The organism is Hymenobacter ruricola (assembly GCF_015694525.1).
GTDB lineage: Bacteria > Bacteroidota > Bacteroidia > Cytophagales > Hymenobacteraceae > Hymenobacter > Hymenobacter ruricola.
Genome location: NZ_JADQDM010000001.1, coordinates 824,647 through 842,879, shown reverse-complemented (window position 1 = coordinate 842,879; position 18,233 = coordinate 824,647). Strand labels below are relative to the sequence as shown.

Genomic DNA, 18,233 nt, shown 5'->3' with positions numbered 1-18,233 from the left:
GGCACACCAGCCTGTTCATCAGAAATGCACCTGCTCGGCGCGCCGCAGGAAGGCTTCGTCGATGGTGGCGCCCAGCCCGGGCACGGTGGGCACTTCCACCACGCCGCCGGGCCGGTAGCGGATGCCACCCAGCACGGGGTCTTCGCTGAACATGAGCGGTGTGTCGAAATCGCAGTGCCGGATGGCGTCGTTGGTGAGGGCGAGGTGGGCGGCGGCCGTCATGCCCAGGCGCGATTCGAGGAAGCCGCCCACTTGCAGGGTGAGGCCGGCGGCCTGGCCGAGCTGCGCAATTTTCCGGGCCCGGTGGAAGCCCGACGACTTGCCCAGCTTGATGTTGAGCATGCGGCAGGCCTGCAGCCGAATGAGCCGGGCGGCGTCGTGCTCGTCGCCGCAGCTTTCATCGGCCATGATGGGGATGGGCGAGGCGGCCGAAACGCGGCTCAAATCCATGAAGTGCTGGCGCAGAATGGGCTCTTCGCAGTGTTCGATGTTGAATTCGGCCAGTGCCTGCAGCACGGCAACGGCGGTGTCGGCGGTTTTCCAGCCCTGGTTGGCGTCGATGCGCAGCGGGTGGGCCGGGCCGATGCCCGCCCGAATGGCCCGGATGCGGGCCACGTCATTTTCCAAGGTGTCGCCCAGCTTCACCTTGATGGCGGGAAAGCCTTCCTGCTGAAAGCGCACGGCGTCGGCCTGCATTTTTTCGGCGGGACCGAGGCTCACGGTCATGTCGGTGTGCAGGGTTTTGCGGTTGTGCCCGCCCAGGAATTCGTACATCGGCAGGCCCGCGTGCTGGGCCGCAATGTCGTGCAGGGCCACGTCGAAGGCGCTTTTGATGCTGCTGTTGCCGTAGATGATGCGGTCCAGCTCGGCCAGGGCGCCGGACAGGTCCAGGGCGTCGCGGCCCCGGAGGGCGGGCGCGAAGTACTGGCCCACGAGGAAGCAGGTGTCCACGCTCTCGCCGTTGATGGTGAGGAAGGGACTGCACTCGCCGTAGCCGGTATGGCCGTCCCGGGTGCGAATGACGACCACCACGTTTTGCACCGCCAGCAGCGGGCCCAGGGAGATGACAAACGGCTCGCGCAGCGGCACAAGCAGCTTGTAGATACTGATGGCTTGGATGGTGGTGCCGGGCATGATGCAGCAAGCGAACGGGGTGGGCCCGCAAATGACGGCGCCCGGCCGGGATAAAGCAACGCGGCTGCCACCGGCTGCCCCAGGCAAAGGGTCCCAGTTGCTCAGCCTTGCTTCCGTGCCTCTTAAAGGTTGCCGAACCCGGAGTTGAAGAATTCTCGGCTCGAAAGCACAGAACGCATGGTAGGTGAGTGCGCGCTACCTACCATCTTTGGCGAACACTCGCCCGCTCAACTACTTCCGCCACTTTCCCCACCCACCCGCCAATGTCTCCGATTTCGCCCGTTGCCACGCCAGCTGCCGGCCTCCCCCGCGCCGCCACGCCCCGCGTGCAGGCCCTCGACGTGGTGCGGGGCCTGGTCATGGTCATCATGGCCCTCGACCACACCCGCGACTTCTGGAGCCCTTTCCCTGTGCGGCCGGAAGACGTGGCGCACGCCCCGGCGCTGCTGTTTTTCACGCGCTGGGTCACGCACTTCTGCGCGCCCACATTCGTGTTTTTGTCGGGCTGCAGCGTGTATTTGTACGAGCAGAAGCGGCAGGACGGGGCGGCCGTCAGCCGTTTCCTGCTCACGCGGGGGCTGTGGCTCATCCTGCTCGAAGTGGTGCTGCTCACCTTCATCCTCAGCTGGAGCCACGACCTGATTTTGCTGCTGGTCATCTACGTCATCGGGGCCGGGCTGGTGCTGCTGGCGGGCCTGCGCTGGCTGCCGCGCGGGCTGCTGGCGGGCCTCGCGCTGCTCATCATTGTTGGCCACAACCTGCTGCCCAACATTGCCCCCGTCACGGCCGCCAATGCCGGGTGGGCACTGCTGCACAACGGGCCGTTTGTGCTGCCCGTGCTGGGCACGCCCGTGCTGGTGGGCTATTCGCTGGGGCCGTGGCTGGGGGTGCTGCTGGCCGGCTACGTGCTGGGGCCGTGGTTCCGGCTGCCGCTGCCCGAGCGCAACCGCCGCCTGCGCTGGGCCGGGGCCGGGCTGCTGGTGCTGTTTGTGGTGCTGCGGGCCACCAACTGGTACGGCGACCCCTCCCCCTGGAGCCCGCAGCCGCAGGGCGGGCTGCACACGGCCCTGTCGTTTCTCAACGTCACGAAATCGCCGCCGTCGCTGCTGTTTGTGAGCCTCACGCTGGGCGTGGCGCTGCTGCTGCTCAGCGGGGCCGAAACCGCCACCGGCGGGCTGGTGCGGGTGCTGCGCACGTTTGGGCAAGTGCCGTTTTTCTACTACATCGGGCACTTTGCGCTGCTCAGCTTCGCGGCCTGGGTGTGGACCACGCTGGCCTTTGGCAAGGCAATAAATCTGGCGTTCGCCAACGTCAAGGACTGGCCCGCCGGCTACGCGCCCAGCCTGGGGCGGGCCTACCTGGTGTGGGCCACGGTGGTGCTGCTGATGTACGGGCCCTGCCGCTGGTACCAGCGCTTCAAGCAGACCCACACTTATTGGTGGCTGTCGTATTTGTAAACGGGTGGTGAAAACGCCTCCGGGCGCGGGTGCAGCCCCATGCGCCGGCCCGCCAAAGGCGCGGCGGCCCCGGCTACGCCCCGGCGCCCAGCGGCAAGCCCACGCAAAAAGTGGTGCCCTCGCCCTCGCGGCTTTCCACCGCCAGCGTGCCGCCGTGGCCCTGGGCAATGATGTCGTGGCTCAGCGAGAGGCCCAGGCCGGTGCCCTCGCCGGTGGGCTTGGTGGTGAAAAAGGGCTGGAAGATTTTTCCCAGCACGCCGGCGGGGATGCCCGTGCCGTTGTCCGTCACCCGGATTTCGACCCGGCCCTCCGTGTGCTGCGTGCTCACCGTCACGGTGGGCGCGTAGCCGGGCTCGCCGGTTTGCTGGCGCTTTTGCACGGCGTAGAAGGCGTTGCCGAACAGGTTGAGCAGCACCCGGCCCAGGTCGCCGGCCACGGCCTGCACCGGCGGCAGGCCGGGGGCAAAATCGGTCTGGAGCGTGGCGTTGAAAGTCTTTTCCTTGGCGCGCAGGCCCTGGTAGGCCAGGCGCAGGTACTCGTCGCAAAGGGCGTTGAGGTCGGTGGGGGCCCGCTCGCCGGTGCTCTGGCGCGAATGCTCCAGCATGCCGCGCACAATGGCCGCCGCCCGGCGGCCGTGCTCCGTGATTTTGCCCAGGTTCTGGCGCACATCGGCCGCCAGGGCCGTTACTTCTTCCGCGTCGTGGGCGGCCTGGGCTTCTTCCAGCTCGGCCATCAGCTCGGCGCTCACTTCCGCGAAGTTGTTCACGAAGTTCAGGGGGTTCTGAATTTCGTGGGCAATGCCGGCCGTGAGCTCGCCCAGACTGGCCATCTTTTCCTTCTGAATGAGCTGGGCCTGAGTGGCGCGCAGGTCCGTGAGGGAGCGTTGCAGCTCGCTGGTGCGCTGCTGCACCTGCTGCTCCAGGGTTTCGTTTTGGGCGGCCAGCAGGGCCTGCTTTTCCTGCTCCTGGGCCAGGGTTTGGGCCGAGAGGCGCTCCACTTCGGCCAGCTTCACTTGCAGCAGCTGGCTGTCGAGGGCAAACTCGCGGGCCAGAAACAGCGAGATGCCCAGCGCGGGCGAGAGCTCAAACAGCAGGCCCACCGCCCAGTTGCCGCTCGATAGCGCCTGCAGGGGGTTGGGCACCCGCAGCAGCTGGCTGACCAACGCCGACAGGGTGAGCACCACAATGACCAGGAGAATCACGGCAAAGCCCGCTCCCACAATCCAGGCGCCGCGCTGGCGCTGGCGCAGCGCCCGCACCGTCAGGCGCACCAGCTCAATAATGGTGACGAGGATAAGCAGCGCCAGCACGTTGCCCAGGTACGTGGCCCCGCTCAGGCCCAGCACCAGCAGCGCCCCCACCCCGCCCCACAGGCCCTTATATACCCAGCCGGGGCGAAAGCCGAAGAGGGCATAGAGCGCCCGCACGGCCCACACGTAGCCCACCGCAAACAACAGCGTTTGGCTAAACGGCAAAAGCACCGCCACCGCCAGCGGCGGAAAGGCCACCCCCCACTGCACCACGGCCGTCAGGCCGCTCAGGGCCAGCGCCAGCGAGAAAAAGGCGAAGTAGAGGTTGGCCCGCTGCCGCGGGTAGTACCGAAAAAAGGCCAGGTGCAGCAGGGTGAGCAGCCCGAACACGGCGGCGGCGGCGCTGCTGACCAGCGCGGCCACTACCTGCCCGGCGGCCTGCTGCCGCACCTGGGCCTCGGCGCGCAGGCGCACCTGCAGCAGGGTACGGGCGGTGTTGCCGTTGCCGGTGCCCAGCCGCAGCAGCCCCGACTGCCAGGGCGCGAAGCGGATGGCCAGCACCTGGGTGGCCGGGCCGCCCGCGGGCACCTCAATGGCCGGCAGCTGCTCGGGGGCGGGCACCTGGCTGGGGTTGGGCCGCACGGTGCCCGAGCGCTGCACCAGGCGCCCGTTGAGGTACACTTCCCAGGCCCCGTAGCCCAGCACCTGCAGCCGCAGGGCCCGCGCCCGCAGGCTGTCGGCGGGCCGAAAGCGCAGCCGCACCCAGCCCATGCCGGTGCGCAGGCGCGGGGGCAGTTTGGCCAGGGGCTGGCGGGGGTCGAAGGTTTCCCAGGCCGAGGCGTCGAAGTCGGGCCGGGCCCAGGCGGGGTTGTCGCCGGCGTGGTAGCGCCAGCCCGGGGCCAGCAGCCGGCCGCCGGCGGGCAGGCGGGCTATGCTCAGCGTGTCGGGCGGGGGCGGCGGGGTGGCCCGGGCGGGCAGGGCCAGCAGCCACGCGGCGGCCAACAGCCACAAGTAGCACCTGGGAAAAACGGAAACCCCGCCGCCCGCCCTGCGCCGCAGCGCTGTCAATTGCCGGAAAAGAAAAGCCATGGTCCGGCAAGCTAGCACCAAAAGCGACGCGCGGCACCAGGCGGCTTCGGGTGGGTTTTGGGGCGTGGGTTCGTGCCGAGTCCTCGTTCTTTGCCCGCGCCGCCCGCCCGGCGCTTGCTTAGCGCAGCGCGGCCTGCACGTCCACCACCTCGAACTGGTCGTTGTTTTCCAGCAGGTGTTTCAGAATGGGGATGTGGCCCTGGCCGAAGATGAGCACCACGTAGCCATCGCCGGGCCGCACCTGGCTGATGATGTTAGCGTAAATCATCAGGTTGCGCAGGTACCAGTCGGACACGGCGCCGGCGCCGGCGAAATTCTGGCCCGCCCCGATGCGGGCCATGTACTGGAGGTAGAGCGCCAGGTTGGCCCGCAGTTGCGCCGGCTGGTTGATGAAGCGGAGCACGTCGGTGAGGGTGCCTTTTTTCAGCTCCGCGTCGAAGGTGCCCAGCAGGGCGGTGGCGGCCATGCCCATGTCACGCAGCAGCGTTGGCTGGCTGGCGGCCGTGGCCGCCATCAGGCTGTCGTGGGGGTTGGTGCTCAGCTCATCGACGCAGGTGATGTGGGGCAGGCCCAGCTTCCGCGCCAGCCGGAACCCCAGCTGCTCGCGCTCGGACACGGCCAGGGCGTAGCGCCCGGCCAGGTACTGCCCGTAGAGGCTGTCGACGGCCGCCTGCCGCTTGTGGGGCCGCTCTATCATCACCTGCCGGGCGTGGGTGCGGGCCAACACCGCCGTGAGGGCTTCGAGCTCCTGCTGGCGGCGGGGGCTGCGGAAATCGTCGGTTTTCAGCTCGTACCGGTCTTTGTGCGGCGTCTCGAAGTGGATGGTGCCGAGCAGCAGGATTTTGGTTTTGGCCGGCTGCGCACTGGCCAGATGGCTCAGGGGCAGGGCCAACAGCAGGAGCAGTAGGTTGAGGTGCTTCATGGTCGGGAGCGTTGGGGCGAGGTGGCGCCAGCGGCAGCCCCGTCCCGGCTGATACGGCTTTCGGGGGCAACGGGTAGGGGTGTAGAGACGCAACATGTTGCGTCTCGTCGTTGAACAGTGACGCCCGAACGATGCCCGAACAATGCGAGACCGGTCGTTCAACGGGGAGACGCAACATGTTGCGTCTCTACACCCTGGCCAGCGCGGTTCTGGTTATTCAACAACGAGACGCACCGGGTGGCGTTTTTACCGGAACAGGCTGAGCTCGTTGTGTTGTTCGGATGCCCATTTAGCAGGGTTGCCGTGGATGTAGTCACGGATTTTTTCCAGCTCCCGCTCGTCGCGAATGATGCGGTCGTAGTAGCCCGCTTGCCACTGAAAGGAAAGGCCTTGCCGGGTGGCCCAGGCCTTTACGCCCACTTTGAAGCCACGGACCACGGAAGCGAGGTTGTTGGATTGCGGGCCAAACCGGGCCTCGGGCTGCCCGGCATACGTGGCGGGACGGTCGAAAAACAAGATGCCATGCACGTGGTCGGGCATGACCACGAATGCATCGGGCCGGGCGAAGGGGAAGTGCTGCGGCACCTGCTGCCAGCAGTCCCAGGCCCGCACGGCCAGGTCGTTGCCGTTTAGGTAAGCATCTGTGAGCGCCCCGGCGGCGGGCACGATTTCGCCGAAACACGGCGTCCGGTCTTTCGTGCAAATGGTGACGAAGTAGCCACCGCCCTGCCCGTAGTCGTGCCCCACCCGCCGCGCGGAGTCGATGCGGTACCGCTCATTATACAAGCCGTTCAAGTTTGCCATAGTAGAGACGCAATATATTGCGTCTCGTCGCTGAACGACTGGTCCCGTGTCGTTCGGGCATCGTTGAAACACCAGCCGGTAGAGACGCAACATGTTGCGTCTTCTCGTTGAACGACCGGAACCGCCCCGTGCGAGTGTCGTGCAAACGTAATCGTTCAACGACGAGACGCAACATGTTGCGTCTCTACCCCCAGCCCCCATTTCCAGGGGCACTGCCGCCACGGTGGCGGCGGGGCCGCGCCGAAGGGAAGCGGCCAACCCCTGCCTGCCCGCCTAAGTTTCCCTACCCTACCACACGGCCTTTGGCACCGGCAACTGCCTCGGCCGCCGCAGGCCCGCCCCCGCCCCACCGCCCGGCCGGGCGCGGCTATTGCCCGGCGCCCCCCTCCGAACGCCCGAAAAGAGCTTGCGCTGAGCGTCCGGAGGGGCGCGCTGACCGGCCGGAGGGAGGGGCTGCGTGCCCGGAGGGGTGCGACGGGCAACCGGAGGCCCGCGCCGGACAACCGGAGGCCCACGCCGCTGGGCCGGTGGCTTTCGCCGGGGCACCGAAGGGGTGCGCGGGCCGGGCGGCGGGAAATGCGGCGGGGGTTGCTACATTCGGGGCACCTCCGGCTGCGGTTGGGGCTAATTGTCTATCCCATTACCCTTTTACCCCCTTTACCGATGCGCCAAACGCAACCCACTCCCCTCTTCAACATGGCCCAGAGCGAGCTGATACGGCTTAGCTTCGAGAAGCACGGCTACCTCGTGCGCGACGCCGCCGACCTGGCCGCCCGCGGCATCACGCCCGCCCGCGTGGCCGCCTTCGATAAGCAGCGCCAGGACTTCGAGCTGCTGCCCACCGACATCGAACTCGACGCCGCCAAGCAGAACGCCACCCTGGCCAAGGAAAAAGCCCAGGCCACGGCCGTGACGCAGCTGCAAGGCATCATGGGCATCGTGGGCACGGTGCACGATGCGCGCTCGGCCAGCTACAAGATGTTCGGGAGCGCCGGCTTGGCCAACGGCCCCGAGGCCGACCTCTACGTGGGTCTGCTGCGGGTGGTGCGCGTGGGCCGCGCCCACCTGGCCGAGTACGCCGGCGCCGGCCTCACGGCCGCCATGCTGGACGAGCTGGCCGCCTCGGCCGCTGTGTTTCTGGAGCGGCTGGGCCAGCAGCAGGACGCGGAAAGCGCCCGGGGCCGCGCCGCCGACGCCCGCATCCTGGCCGGCAACGCCCTCTACGAGGAACTCATCGACCTCTGCGCCATCGGCAAGGCCCGCTACGCCACCACCGACGCCCGCAAGTACGAGGACTACGTGGTGACCGACGCGCCCGCCCCGGGGGCCGGGCCGGTGCCGCCCAAGGCGTAGGAGCGTGTTGTGCAAAAAAAGGCGCCCGGTGGGGCGCCTTTTTTGATGGGGGTAGAGACGCAACATGTTGCGTCTCGTCGTTGAACAACCGGAACCGCGCCGTTCGGGTGTCGCCCCAGCGTCCCCGTTCTGACGCCGGTCGTTCAACGAGGAGACGCAACATGTTGCGTCTCTACCGCGCCCACCCCCCGCCTCTCACCGCACGCCAGCCCCGTTTCCAAGGGCACTGAGGCAACTTGGGCCGCTGAGAAACAAGACTAGGCGGCAGCGCGGTGCAGACGTGCGCTATCTGAAGTTCACATAAGCTAACTAATCCACACAAGAATCTCGCGCTCGATTCGCCCCTGATACACCACATAAATATCCCCTTCATAAGAGCCCTTGCGACGGCCAGCTTCCACGCCGGAGCGTTCCACGTAATAATAGTGCCGGCCGTCGCGACCATTACACTGGGCTGAGAAGGCCAAGAAAATGGCATTTGCTTCGGTGCCAGAAGCGTTGAGCTGGGTACGCAAGGCCTGCCATTCAGCCGATGTATTAGGCGTTGCTAAGCACTCCGGTCGTACGGTGAGAAGCAGGGCCGCATCCAAAGAGCGACCTATCCTTTCGCTTCGGAAGGCGAAGTTGGAAAATTTCGTTTCCTCGCTGTAACGATGAAAACCAGCGGGTACTAGCACCACGAACTCACCATGCACGAGAGAATCATGCTGCACGATGTAATCGTAGACCAAGCCCACCTCGGTAGAGCCGTGAGGGGAAGTGGTTTCGCGGCACCCACTGCCCAGGCAAGCCAACAGGAGTTCAGCGCAGGCAAGTAGAAACGTAAATAGTTTGGTCATAACCAAAAGAGGTGGTTACTCGAAAAAAGCGACTTGCTTTCTTCACTATAACGGTGGTTATTGTTTCAAACAGAAAAGGCGTTCCGTGGAACGCCTTTTCTGTTTGAAACAATAAGAAACTTATGCCACCGGAACAATCGCCACTTCCGCCTTCTCCCCCGCCGCCGCCGACGCCACGCGTACCCGCACCTCCCCAAAGCCCACCGGCACCACGAGGCTGGGCAGCACCAAGCCCGTTTCCAAAGTCACTTCTGCTACCTCAGCTACTTGGCCGTCGGCCGTCGCCTCTAACGCCCCAGGCAGGCCGTGCAGCACCACGCGGTAGGTGGCGTAGCTGGGCGCGTAGTCGCCCTCGATGGCCTGGGTGAGCACCAGCTCCTGCGGCGAGCCCGCCACGGTGAAGCGGCGTAGGGTGCGCTGGCCTTCGGTGTAGCCGTAGCCCTCGCCGCCGTCGTCGTAGTGCACGCTCTCGGCGGTGCCGTTTTTGTAGTACACGTGCAGGGTGAGCTGCTCGATGGCGCGCTCGCCCACGTATTGCAGCACGGGCTGCATGGGCAGCACGGCGCCGGCCTTCACGAAGAGCGGGATGCGGGTGAGGTCGGCGGTGGCCCAGACTTCGGCGCCGCCGCTGGTGGGCGCGTCGGTCCAGTAGTAGAACCAGTCGCCGCGGGGCAGGTACATCCAGCGGCCGTCGGCGCCGGGCTGGGTGATGGGGCACACCAGCAGGTTGTCGCCGAGGCCGAACTCGGCCATGCGCAGGTAGGTTTCGGTGTCGTGCTGGTCGAGGAAGGTGAGCGGGCGCAGCATGGGCGTGCCCTGGGTGGCGTACTGCCAGAACGTGGTGTACATGTAGGGCAGCAGGCGGTAGCGCAGCTCAATGAAGTGCCGGGCCAAATCCGTCACCTCCTCGCCGAAGCTCCAGGGCTCCTGGTCGCCGTGGTCGCCGGAGCTGTGGGTGCGGAAGAACGGGTGGAAGGCGCCCAGCGCAATCCAGCGGGCATAAAGCTCGCCGGTGGGCGAGTCGATGAAGCCGCCGATGTCGGAGCCGATGAAGCTGAAGCCCGAGATGCTCAGGCGCTGGCACTGGATGTTGGCCAGCCAGAGGTGTTCCCAGGAGGCGATGTTGTCGCCGGTCCAGCCGGAGGAGTAGCGCTGGCCGCCGCTGTAGGTGCTTCGCGTGATAGTGAAGGGCCGGTTGGGGTAGCAGAACTGCTTCACGCCGTCGTTGGTGGCGCGGGCCATCTGCATGCCGTAGATGTTGTGCGCCTTCTGGTGCGAGGCCCAGTGGCCGTCGTAGTGGAAGCGCACATCGGGCGGGAAGGTGCCCTTCTCGAACACCGCCGGCTCGTTCATGTCGTTCCACACGCCCTTCACGCCGATGTCTTGGATGAGTTCCTTGAACAGGCCGGCCCACCAGGTCCGCACCTCGGGGTTGGTGTAGTCGGGGAAGTTGCAGAGGCCGGGCCACACCGAGCCCTTCATCAGCGGGCCGTCGGCGCGGCGGCAGAAGTAGTCGTTGGCAATGCCTTCCTGGTACACCGAATACTCCGGGTCAATCTTGATGCCGGGGTCGATGATGACGACGGTTTTGAAGCCGTCCTCGGCCAGCTCGCGCACCATGCGCTTGGGGTCGGGGAAGTGCTGCTTGCTCCAGGTGAAGCAGCGGTAGCCCTCCATGTAGTCAATATCCAGATAAATGGCATCGCAGGGGATTTTTCTATCCCGCAAACCCGAGGCAATTTCCTTCACATTGCTCTCGGGGAAGTAGCTCCACTTGCACTGCTGGTAGCCCAGCGTCCAGAGGGGTGGCAGCTCGGGCGGGCAGGTGAGCAGGGTGTATTCCTGGGTCACCTCCATCAGCGTGGGGCCGTAGATGAAGTAGTAGTTCAGCTCGCCGCCCTGGGCCCAGAAGCTGGTCACGTCGGCGCGCTCGGCGGCGAAGTCGAAGCTGGCGCGGAAGGTGTTGTCGAAGAAAATGCCGTGGGCAATTTTCTGGTGCAGCACGTGGTAGAACGGGATGTTCTTGTACAACGGGTCGGAGCCTTTGGTGTAGCCGTAGGTGTCACTTCCCCAGTTGGTGAAGCGCTTGCCGCGCAGGTTCATGTTGTCGGGCTTGTCGCCGAGGCCGTAGTAGTGCACGCCGGGCGGCACCTGCTTGCTCATCTTCACGATGTCGTTGCCCGAATCGTAGTCGTACTCCCAATGGAAGCCCTTTTCGTCGTCGCTGAGGATAGTACCGGAACGGTCGAGCACGCGGGCCTTCAGGTTTTCCTTCTGCACAATGCAGATGAGGCGGGCCGTGGTGAGGCGGTAGTGGTCGGGCTTCTCACGAAATTCTACCTGCGCAGGCGCCAGGCGGGTGGTGGCATCGGCCGGCACGGCGTAGGAGAAGTCGGGGTTCAGCGGGCCATCTGTGAGGTAGCGAAAGCGCAGGATTTTATCCGAAAGCACGTGCAGCATGAGGCGCACGCCGTTCTGGCAATTGAAAAGGAAGCGGTTGCCGTCTAGTTCTTCGGCGCGAATGACTTCGCCGGGGTAGTGTTCCTGGTGGCTTTTGGCCGCCAGGTCGTTCACCATGTAGTTGTTTTCCTGAATCGAGGTATCCATAAAAAGCGGGGTTCTGAGCAAAAGGCGGCGCGGGGACGCGGCGGGGCAAAAAAAGACCGGCCAGGCCGGTTAAGCGAGGGTTAAGTACGCAAGATACTTTTTCCGGGCTGGCCAAAAAGATTTTTCGCCCAGATGTGGCTCCGCTGCCGTAGCATTGGGGGTAATATGAGCGTTGCGCATTCGCTGGGCGCCGCTGTAGCGTGGACCCTGCGAGTCCGCGCCGGGGCCGTGCCAGCCAAAACGCGGACTCGCAGAGTCCACGCTACATTTCCAATCCGCCCATGACCCCGTCCGATTTTTCCGTTCTGCTGCTGGCCTGGGACAATGCCGACCCCAGCGTGGCCGTGCTCGGCGGCGCGGCCCTGCCCCCTACCCTACCACTGGTCTATCACCTGGCCGAGGAACGGGCCGTGCTGGCCGTATACCCGCATTTGCCAGCGCAGGCAGAAAGTCATGCTGGAAATGAACTGGCCGAAGCAACAGCCGAAGCTCATGCGTCCGGGTTCGCTTTCCAAGCCAATGGAAATGCAGAAAAGACCGTTGCAACTGCAGACACAGAAGCCGCTCCAGAAGCTGAAGCTGCGAAGCATGCTACCAACGAAGCCGGTGAAACTGCTGCTCAAGAGGCGCCGGGCACGCGCCGCCTGGAAACGGCGGCCACCGGCACCGCCGCGGCGTTTTCCTCCCTCCTGGTGGGGCTGGACGACCTGGCCGCCGCCCCGGCCACCCGCCCGGCCAGTGGCTTTGCCGAAACAAACCCCGTGCTGCCCGCGCCCACTACCGCGACGGCGCCCTCGCCCGGCCCCATCCGCAGCCAGTGGCCCACCGGCGCCAATGCCCCGCAGCGCCTGAGCTGGGCCGCGCCGGCCGCGCCGTACCTGGGGGCCAGCGTGCCGGCCGGGCCGCCGGTGCTGGCGCCCGTGCCGCCGCTCGTTCCCGCGCCCACCGTGCGCGAAGCCGCCGACCTGGCGCACGCGGCCCTGAGCTGGCCGTCGGGTTTCAGTCCGCTTTCGTCGGCGGCCGCTCCGCCGCTAGCCGCAGAGCCTGCAGAGAACGAAGACGTCCCAGTGCAGACCCAGGCAGAGGATGCCGGGCAACTCCCGGCTACCACGCTTCGCGCCGAGGCGTTTGACGAGCCCACGGAGGAAATCGGCGCGGCCGAAGCCAACGACCTAGCGGCCCCGGAAGACAACTTAACGCCAGATGCGCCCGCTCCCAGCGCCCCGGAAGCGGAAGCTGAGTTGCCGCAACCCATGCCGCAGCCGGAACCGGCGCGGCCAGCTGCGCCCACGCTCACCGTTCGCACGCCCGCGCTGGATGGCCTGAACTACCGCATGATTCAGTACGCCCGGCAGGCAGCGCAGTTGGTGCACGGCCGCACCGATTTTGAGGTGATTTACGCGCCCAACTGGCCGGCCTGGCTGGCGGCGCTGGAAATTCGCAACCGCTCGCGGCGGCCACTGGTGCTGTACGCCGCCAGCCTGGCCCACGCATTCAGCGCGAACGCGGGCGGCTGGCTGCCGGAGGTGGAGCGCCTGACCCTGCGCCGGGCCCGCCTCGTGCTGGTGCCCAACGAAACCGTGCGCCAGCAGCTGCAGGAGCAGTACGGGGCCGATGTGCAGGAGGTGCGGGTGGTGGCGGCGGGTGATGAGGAAGGTGTGCGGGCCGTGTTGCGCGAAGTGGCGGCCAGGTAGAAGCGGCCCGGATTGGTTTTCTTTGCGCTTAGCCATCTTAATTTCCCTTCTCCGCATGCAGCCCGAACACGAATTTGAAGCCGTTTTAGAAGCCGGCGAGGACCACGGCGGCGTGTTTGTGGTGCTGCCCTTTTCGGTGCAGGAGGTGTACGGCACGCGCGGCCGCATCCCCGTGCAGGCCACCTTCGATGGCTACCCCTATCAGGGCAGCGCCGCACCGCTCGGCGATGGCTACCACGCCCTGCTCCTGCTCAAGCAAATCCGCAAAGCCATCGACAAAACCGTGGGCGACACGGTGCGCGTCACCATATCGCGCGACGTGGCCGAGCGCAAAATGGAAGCCCCCGCCGACCTCGCCGAGCAGCTCGCCGCCAACCCCAAAGCCGCCGCTTACTTCGCCAAGCTGGCCTACACCCACCAGCGCGAGTACGTGCGCTGGCTGGAAGGCGCTAAAAAGCCCGAAACCCGCGCCAAACGCCTCGGCGAAGCCGTGCAGCTGCTGAACCAGGGCCGCAAGCGCGGCTGAGTTTCGGCCTTTTCTGGTTCCCTGAAGGCCGAACGCAACGTTGAGTGCAGCCGAGACATCTCGCGTGCTTTATATTTGAGCAAACGTTTGCGCTAACTCCTGCCCGGTAAGTTTGGCCTCGTTGTGTTTCTCCCCCGTTGGCATCCCACCCACACCTCTTCCCATGAAAAAAAGCTGCTTCCTGCTGCTCCTGTTGCTGCCCTTGCTGGCCGGCGCCCAATCTGTCAGCATCGACCGCGTGAACCCGACCAACTGGTGGGTGGGCATGAAAAACCCCAACGTGCAGCTGCTCGTGCACGGCCTCGGTGCCGGCACGCTGACGTACACCGTAAATTATCCTGGGGTGAAACTGCTGAAAACCAACGCCGTCGAGAACCCCAACTACGCCTTTCTGGACCTGACCATCTCCCCCACGGCCAAGCCCGGCACGGTGCGGCTGGTGGGCAAAAAAGGCCCCCAGACCGTAACCCAAACCTGGGAGCTGCGCGCCCGCGACAAGTCGCCCAAAGCCCAGGGCGTGACGGCCGCCGACTTCATCTACCTGGCCATGCCCGACCGGTTTGCCAACGGCGACCCCAGCAACGACAAGTTTGCCGACCTGCGCGACCCGAACCTGGACCGGGCCAACCCCTTCTTCCGCCACGGCGGCGACCTGGCCGGCGCGGCCCAGCGCCTGCCCTACCTCAAAGACCTGGGCGTGACGGCCATCTGGTTCACCCCGCTCATCGAAAACAACCAGCCGCTGACCAACGAGGGCGGCACCATGCGCGCCTCCTACCACGGCTACGGCTTCACCGACCAGTACAACATCGACAAGCGCTTCGGGGGCAACGCGGCCTACGTCGACTACGTGAAAAAGGCCCACGCCGCCGGCCTGAAGGTGGTGCAGGACGCCGTGTACAACCACGTGGGCAACACCCACTGGATACTGCAGGACCTGCCCATGAAAAGCTGGCTGCACCAGTGGCCCACCTACACCAACACCACCTACCGCTACCAGCCCATCACCGACCCGCACGCCGCGCAATCGGACCGCAAAAACACGCTCGACGGCTGGTTTGTGCCCTTCCTGCCCGACCTCAACCAGGGCAACCCCTACGTGGCCAACTATCTGATTGAAAACGCCATCTGGCAGGTGGAATACTTCGGCGTGGATGCCTACCGCATCGATACCTACATGTATAACGACCAGCCCTTTATGAACCGCTGCAACGCCGCGCTGCTGGCTGAGTACCCGCGCCTGCACATCTTCGGCGAGTCGATGGTGAACAACGTGGTGGACCAGGCCCACTACACCCGCAACAACATCAACTTTCCCTTCAAGTCGAACCAGCCCGGCACCATCGATTTCGTGCTGGAGTACGCCATGCTCGCCGGCCTCAAGGAAGTGGGCACGCCCGGCGTCACGGGCTGGGACAACGGCCCGCAGCACTTTTACCAGGCCCTGGCCCAGGACGGCGTGTACCAGGACCCCACCAAGCTGGTGACCCTGCTCGACAACCACGACCAGAACCGCTTCCTGTCCGAAGTGGGCGACGACCTGGACAAGTACAAGATGGGCCTGACCTGGCTGCTCACCACGCGCGGCATCCCCAGCCTGTACTACGGCACCGAAATCCTGATGAAAAACTTCAAGGACCCCACCGATGCCGAGGTGCGCAAGGATTTCCCCGGCGGCTGGCCCGGCGATAAGGAAGACAAGTTCACCGCCGCCGGCCGCTCGGCCCGCGAAAACGAAGCCTTCGACTTTGTGAAAAAACTGGCCACCTACCGGCGCGACCACCCGGTGCTGCACTCCGGCAAGCTGATGCAGTACCTGCCCGAAAACGGCCTCTACGTGTACTTCCGCTACGACGCCACCGGAACGGTGCTGGTGGCCACCAACCCCACCGATAAACCCACTGCGCTGCCCACCGGCCGCTTCTCGGAGCGCATGGCTGGCTTCACGAAGGCCAAAAATGTGCTGACGGGCGAGAGCCTAAGCAGCCTGGCCACGCTGCAACTACCCGCCAAAACCGCCGTGGTGCTGGAGCTGGGGAAGTAGCCAGCCAGCCGCGCGGCGGGTGACGTGGTTCAGGGGCCGCCTGTAACTTGCACCCATGAATCGCATCGGGGCGTGGCTACTGGTTTGGGCCTGGGCGCTGGCGGCCGGCGGCGCGTGGGCGGCCCCGCCGGCGGCCCCGGACAGCCTTGCGCGGCCGGAGTTTGCCCGCTGGCCGCGCGCCACGCAGCTGCGGCTGGCCCGCGGCGGCATCGACCTGCGCACCGCCCCGGCCGTCGTCCGGCTGCTGCGCCGCCCCGACCTCCACTACGCCGTGCGCACCGAGCTGATGGCCACGCTGGCCGGCCACTACCTGCACGAAAACCAGCCCAGCCTGGCCATTATCCAGATGTTGCAAACCCGGCGGCGCTACCTGGCCGTGCACGACTCGCTGGGGGCCGCCATTGCCTGCGAGTGGCTTTGCTATTCCTACTTTCTGCTGCACGAGTCGACGGGGCTGGCTTACGGACGCGAGGCCCTGCGCCTGGTGCCGCACACCGAAGCGGGCCGCCAGCAGCTGGGCGGCATTTACGTGAACCTGGCCGACTGCGCCTTTGGCGTGGCCGACTACCCGCTGGCGGCGCAGAACTACCGCAAGGCCATGCAGTTGGCCTTGCAACGCAACAACCTGCGCAGTGCGGGCATGGCCCAGGCCAACCTGGCGGCCGTGGCGCTCCGGCAGCAGCGCATTGCACAGGCCGCGGCGCTGCTCGATTCGGCCGCGGCATTCTACCCGCCGCCCCGCAAAGTGGGCGCGCAGCTGGTGTTTGAGCTGCTGCGGGGCCAGCTGGCCGTGCGCCGGGGACAGCTGGCCCAAGGCGTGGCCATTCTGGCGGCGGCCCGGCAGCAGGCCATCGAAACGCAGCAGTTTCGCGACGAGATAGAGCTGATGAAGGCCGCCGTGCCGGCCCTGAGCCAGCTGGGCCGCTACCGCGAGGCGCTGGCTTACCAGCAGCGCATTACCACCATGCAGGACAGCGTGTTTGAGGAATCGAGCGCCCGGCACGCGCGCGAGCTGCGCACCCTCTACGCCCTCGACCAGCAGCAGCAGCGCATCTCGCAGCTGCAGGCCCGCACCCAGCGCTCCGACGCGGCCCTGCGCCAGCGCACCCTGCTGCTGCTGGCCGGCCTGCTGGGCGCCGGGCTGATGCTGGGGCTGGTGGTGCTGCGCCAGCGGCACCGACACCGGCTGGCCAGCCGCGCGGCCGCCCAGCGCATGCGCGACCGCATCGCGGCCGACCTGCACGACGAAGTGGGCACGCTGCTGGCCCGCGTGAGCATGCAGGCCGACGTGCTGCGCCAGACCCAGCCCGCCGAAAGCCCGGCGCTGGACCGCCTGCTGACCAACACCCGTGCCGCGGCCGGGCTGATGCGCGACATCGTGTGGGGCATCGACTCGCAGGCCGACACCACCGGCGCCCTGCTCGACCGCATGCGCGACTACCTCGACCAGGCCGCCGGCCCGGCGGGCCTGCGCACCCACCTGGCCGTGACCGGCCTCGCCGACGACTGGCCCCTGGCCTCGGAGCTGCGGCAGCACTTCTTTCTCATTTTTAAAGAAGCCGTGACCAATGCCGTGCGCCACGCCCGCGGCGCCACCGACCTGTGGGTGAGCCTCACCCGCGAAGCCGGGGAGCTCCGGCTGCTGGTGCGCGACAACGGCCAGCCCGCCCCGCCCAGCGGGCGCAGCAGCGGCCTGGGCCTGCGCAGCATGCGCCAGCGCGCCAGCGCCCTGCAAGGCACGCTGCTGGCCGGCCCCACCGACGGCCCCGGCTTCAGCGTGGCCCTGAGCGTGCCGGCCTGAACGGGCCCTACAGCTGCCCGCGGGCCGAGCGGCTCATGAGCTCGGTGCGGCCGCTGACTTGCAGCTTTTTGTAGATGCGCTTGGTGTAGGTGCGCACGGTTTCGACCGAGAGGTGGAGCCGGGCCGCCACCTGCTTGTCGCTGAGCCCGTCGACCACGGCCTGCACGACCTCGCGCTCGCGCTCGGACAGCAAATCGGCCTGCACCGAGGGCGTGGGCTTGAAATGGGCCAGCACTTTGCGGGCCACCGAGCGGCTCATGGGCGCGCCGCCGCGGTGCACTTCCAGCACGGCCTCCTTCAGCTCGGGCAGGGGCGTGTGCTTGAGCACGTAGCCGCTGGCCCCGGCGCACAGGGCCTGGTAGATGCGGTCGGCGTCGTCGAACACGGTTTGCATGAGCACGTCGGTGTCGGGCAGGCGCTGCTTGATGAGGGGCAGGGCCTCCAGGCCGCTCAGGCCGGGCAGGTGGATGTCGAGCAGCAGGACTTCGGGCGCCTGGCGCACGTCGGGCAGCTCGGCCAAAAACGCCTCGACCGACCCGGCCAGCAGCACACACTCGAACTCGGGCTGGGCGCAGAGGTAGCCGTGCAGCAGCTCGCGCAGTTCGGGGTCGTCTTCCACAATGGCAAGGCGGATACGGGTCATGGGGCAAAGGTCCGGTGCCGGGCCGGCCGGGGCAACTCAGGGCATGTCCTCAAATGAGGTATAGCCCCGGG

At 66.6% G+C, this 18,233-nt stretch carries 13 protein-coding genes; 6 read left to right on the top strand and 7 right to left on the bottom strand.

Annotated features, from left to right (window positions below):
- Positions 1-18: 18 nt before the first annotated feature.
- Positions 19-1,134: a mandelate racemase/muconate lactonizing enzyme family protein gene (locus I2H31_RS03680; protein WP_196291633.1), complete on the bottom strand. Its 1,116-nt coding sequence runs from the start codon at positions 1,132-1,134 to the stop codon at positions 19-21.
- Positions 1,135-1,397: 263 nt separating this feature from the next.
- On the opposite strand from I2H31_RS03680, the gene I2H31_RS03675 reads away from it, so the two are divergent.
- Positions 1,398-2,591, top strand: coding sequence for a DUF1624 domain-containing protein (locus I2H31_RS03675; protein WP_196291632.1), 1,194 nt, complete (start codon positions 1,398-1,400; stop codon positions 2,589-2,591).
- A 73-nt stretch (positions 2,592-2,664) separates the two neighbouring features.
- Here I2H31_RS03675 and I2H31_RS03670 read toward each other — a convergent pair whose 3' ends face one another.
- From I2H31_RS03670 to I2H31_RS03660, 3 genes are all read right to left on the bottom strand, one after another.
- Entirely contained in the window at positions 2,665-4,851 is a 2,187-nt protein-coding gene (locus I2H31_RS03670) for an ATP-binding protein (protein WP_230687413.1), read from the bottom strand.
- A 196-nt stretch (positions 4,852-5,047) separates the two neighbouring features.
- Positions 5,048-5,851: a DUF5694 domain-containing protein gene (locus I2H31_RS03665; protein WP_196291631.1), complete on the bottom strand. Its 804-nt coding sequence runs from the start codon at positions 5,849-5,851 to the stop codon at positions 5,048-5,050.
- Positions 5,852-6,097: 246 nt separating this feature from the next.
- Positions 6,098-6,655: a transposase gene (locus tag I2H31_RS03660; RefSeq protein ID WP_196291630.1), complete on the bottom strand. Its 558-nt coding sequence runs from the start codon at positions 6,653-6,655 to the stop codon at positions 6,098-6,100.
- A gap of 663 nt (positions 6,656-7,318) precedes the next feature.
- Here I2H31_RS03660 and I2H31_RS03655 point away from each other — a divergent pair.
- Positions 7,319-8,008 carry a hypothetical protein gene (locus I2H31_RS03655; RefSeq protein ID WP_196291629.1) on the top strand — a complete coding sequence of 230 codons (690 nt, stop codon included), beginning with the start codon at positions 7,319-7,321 and terminating at the stop codon, positions 8,006-8,008.
- Between the two features lie 305 nt (positions 8,009-8,313).
- Here the strand turns inward: I2H31_RS03655 and I2H31_RS03650 are convergent, their stop codons facing one another.
- Positions 8,314-8,847, bottom strand: coding sequence for a hypothetical protein (locus tag I2H31_RS03650; protein ID WP_196291628.1), 534 nt, complete (start codon positions 8,845-8,847; stop codon positions 8,314-8,316).
- Between the two features lie 120 nt (positions 8,848-8,967).
- Positions 8,968-11,454, bottom strand: coding sequence for a glycoside hydrolase family 31 protein (locus I2H31_RS03645; RefSeq protein ID WP_230687412.1), 2,487 nt, complete (start codon positions 11,452-11,454; stop codon positions 8,968-8,970).
- Positions 11,455-11,735: 281 nt separating this feature from the next.
- Between I2H31_RS03645 and I2H31_RS03640 the strand changes: the two genes are divergently transcribed.
- The 4 genes from I2H31_RS03640 to I2H31_RS03625 all read left to right on the top strand — a co-directional run bounded on the left by I2H31_RS03640 (position 11,736) and on the right by I2H31_RS03625 (position 17,519).
- The gene (locus I2H31_RS03640; protein ID WP_196291627.1) at positions 11,736-13,148 is read left to right on the top strand and encodes a glycosyltransferase; all 1,413 of its coding nucleotides are present in this window, start codon (positions 11,736-11,738) and stop codon (positions 13,146-13,148) included.
- 55 nt (positions 13,149-13,203) lie between these two features.
- Positions 13,204-13,674: a YdeI/OmpD-associated family protein gene (locus I2H31_RS03635; protein WP_196291626.1), complete on the top strand. Its 471-nt coding sequence runs from the start codon at positions 13,204-13,206 to the stop codon at positions 13,672-13,674.
- A gap of 163 nt (positions 13,675-13,837) precedes the next feature.
- On the top strand, positions 13,838-15,718 hold the full coding sequence (locus tag I2H31_RS03630; RefSeq protein ID WP_196291625.1) for a glycoside hydrolase family 13 protein: 1,881 nt from the start codon (positions 13,838-13,840) through the stop codon (positions 15,716-15,718).
- A 55-nt stretch (positions 15,719-15,773) separates the two neighbouring features.
- Complete coding sequence (locus I2H31_RS03625) at positions 15,774-17,519, top strand: sensor histidine kinase (RefSeq protein WP_196291624.1); 1,746 nt, start codon at positions 15,774-15,776, stop codon at positions 17,517-17,519.
- A 7-nt stretch (positions 17,520-17,526) separates the two neighbouring features.
- On the opposite strand, the gene I2H31_RS03620 is transcribed toward I2H31_RS03625, so the two are convergent.
- Entirely contained in the window at positions 17,527-18,162 is a 636-nt protein-coding gene (locus tag I2H31_RS03620; protein ID WP_196291623.1) for a response regulator transcription factor, read from the bottom strand.
- Positions 18,163-18,233: the final 71 nt, after the last annotated feature.

Coding starts and splice junctions, on each gene's coding strand:
- I2H31_RS03675 (WP_196291632.1), top strand. CDS start 1,398: ATGTCTCCGATTTCGCCCGTTGCCACGCCAGCTGCCGGCCTCCCCCGC.
- I2H31_RS03635 (WP_196291626.1), top strand. CDS start 13,204: ATGCAGCCCGAACACGAATTTGAAGCCGTTTTAGAAGCCGGCGAGGAC.
- I2H31_RS03650 (WP_196291628.1), bottom strand. CDS start 8,847: ATGACCAAACTATTTACGTTTCTACTTGCCTGCGCTGAACTCCTGTTG.
- I2H31_RS03655 (WP_196291629.1), top strand. CDS start 7,319: ATGCGCCAAACGCAACCCACTCCCCTCTTCAACATGGCCCAGAGCGAG.
- I2H31_RS03680 (WP_196291633.1), bottom strand. CDS start 1,134: ATGCCCGGCACCACCATCCAAGCCATCAGTATCTACAAGCTGCTTGTG.
- I2H31_RS03625 (WP_196291624.1), top strand. CDS start 15,774: ATGAATCGCATCGGGGCGTGGCTACTGGTTTGGGCCTGGGCGCTGGCG.
- I2H31_RS03620 (WP_196291623.1), bottom strand. CDS start 18,162: ATGACCCGTATCCGCCTTGCCATTGTGGAAGACGACCCCGAACTGCGC.
- I2H31_RS03630 (WP_196291625.1), top strand. CDS start 13,838: ATGAAAAAAAGCTGCTTCCTGCTGCTCCTGTTGCTGCCCTTGCTGGCC.
- I2H31_RS03645 (WP_230687412.1), bottom strand. CDS start 11,454: ATGGATACCTCGATTCAGGAAAACAACTACATGGTGAACGACCTGGCG.
- I2H31_RS03640 (WP_196291627.1), top strand. CDS start 11,736: ATGACCCCGTCCGATTTTTCCGTTCTGCTGCTGGCCTGGGACAATGCC.
- I2H31_RS03660 (WP_196291630.1), bottom strand. CDS start 6,655: ATGGCAAACTTGAACGGCTTGTATAATGAGCGGTACCGCATCGACTCC.
- I2H31_RS03665 (WP_196291631.1), bottom strand. CDS start 5,851: ATGAAGCACCTCAACCTACTGCTCCTGCTGTTGGCCCTGCCCCTGAGC.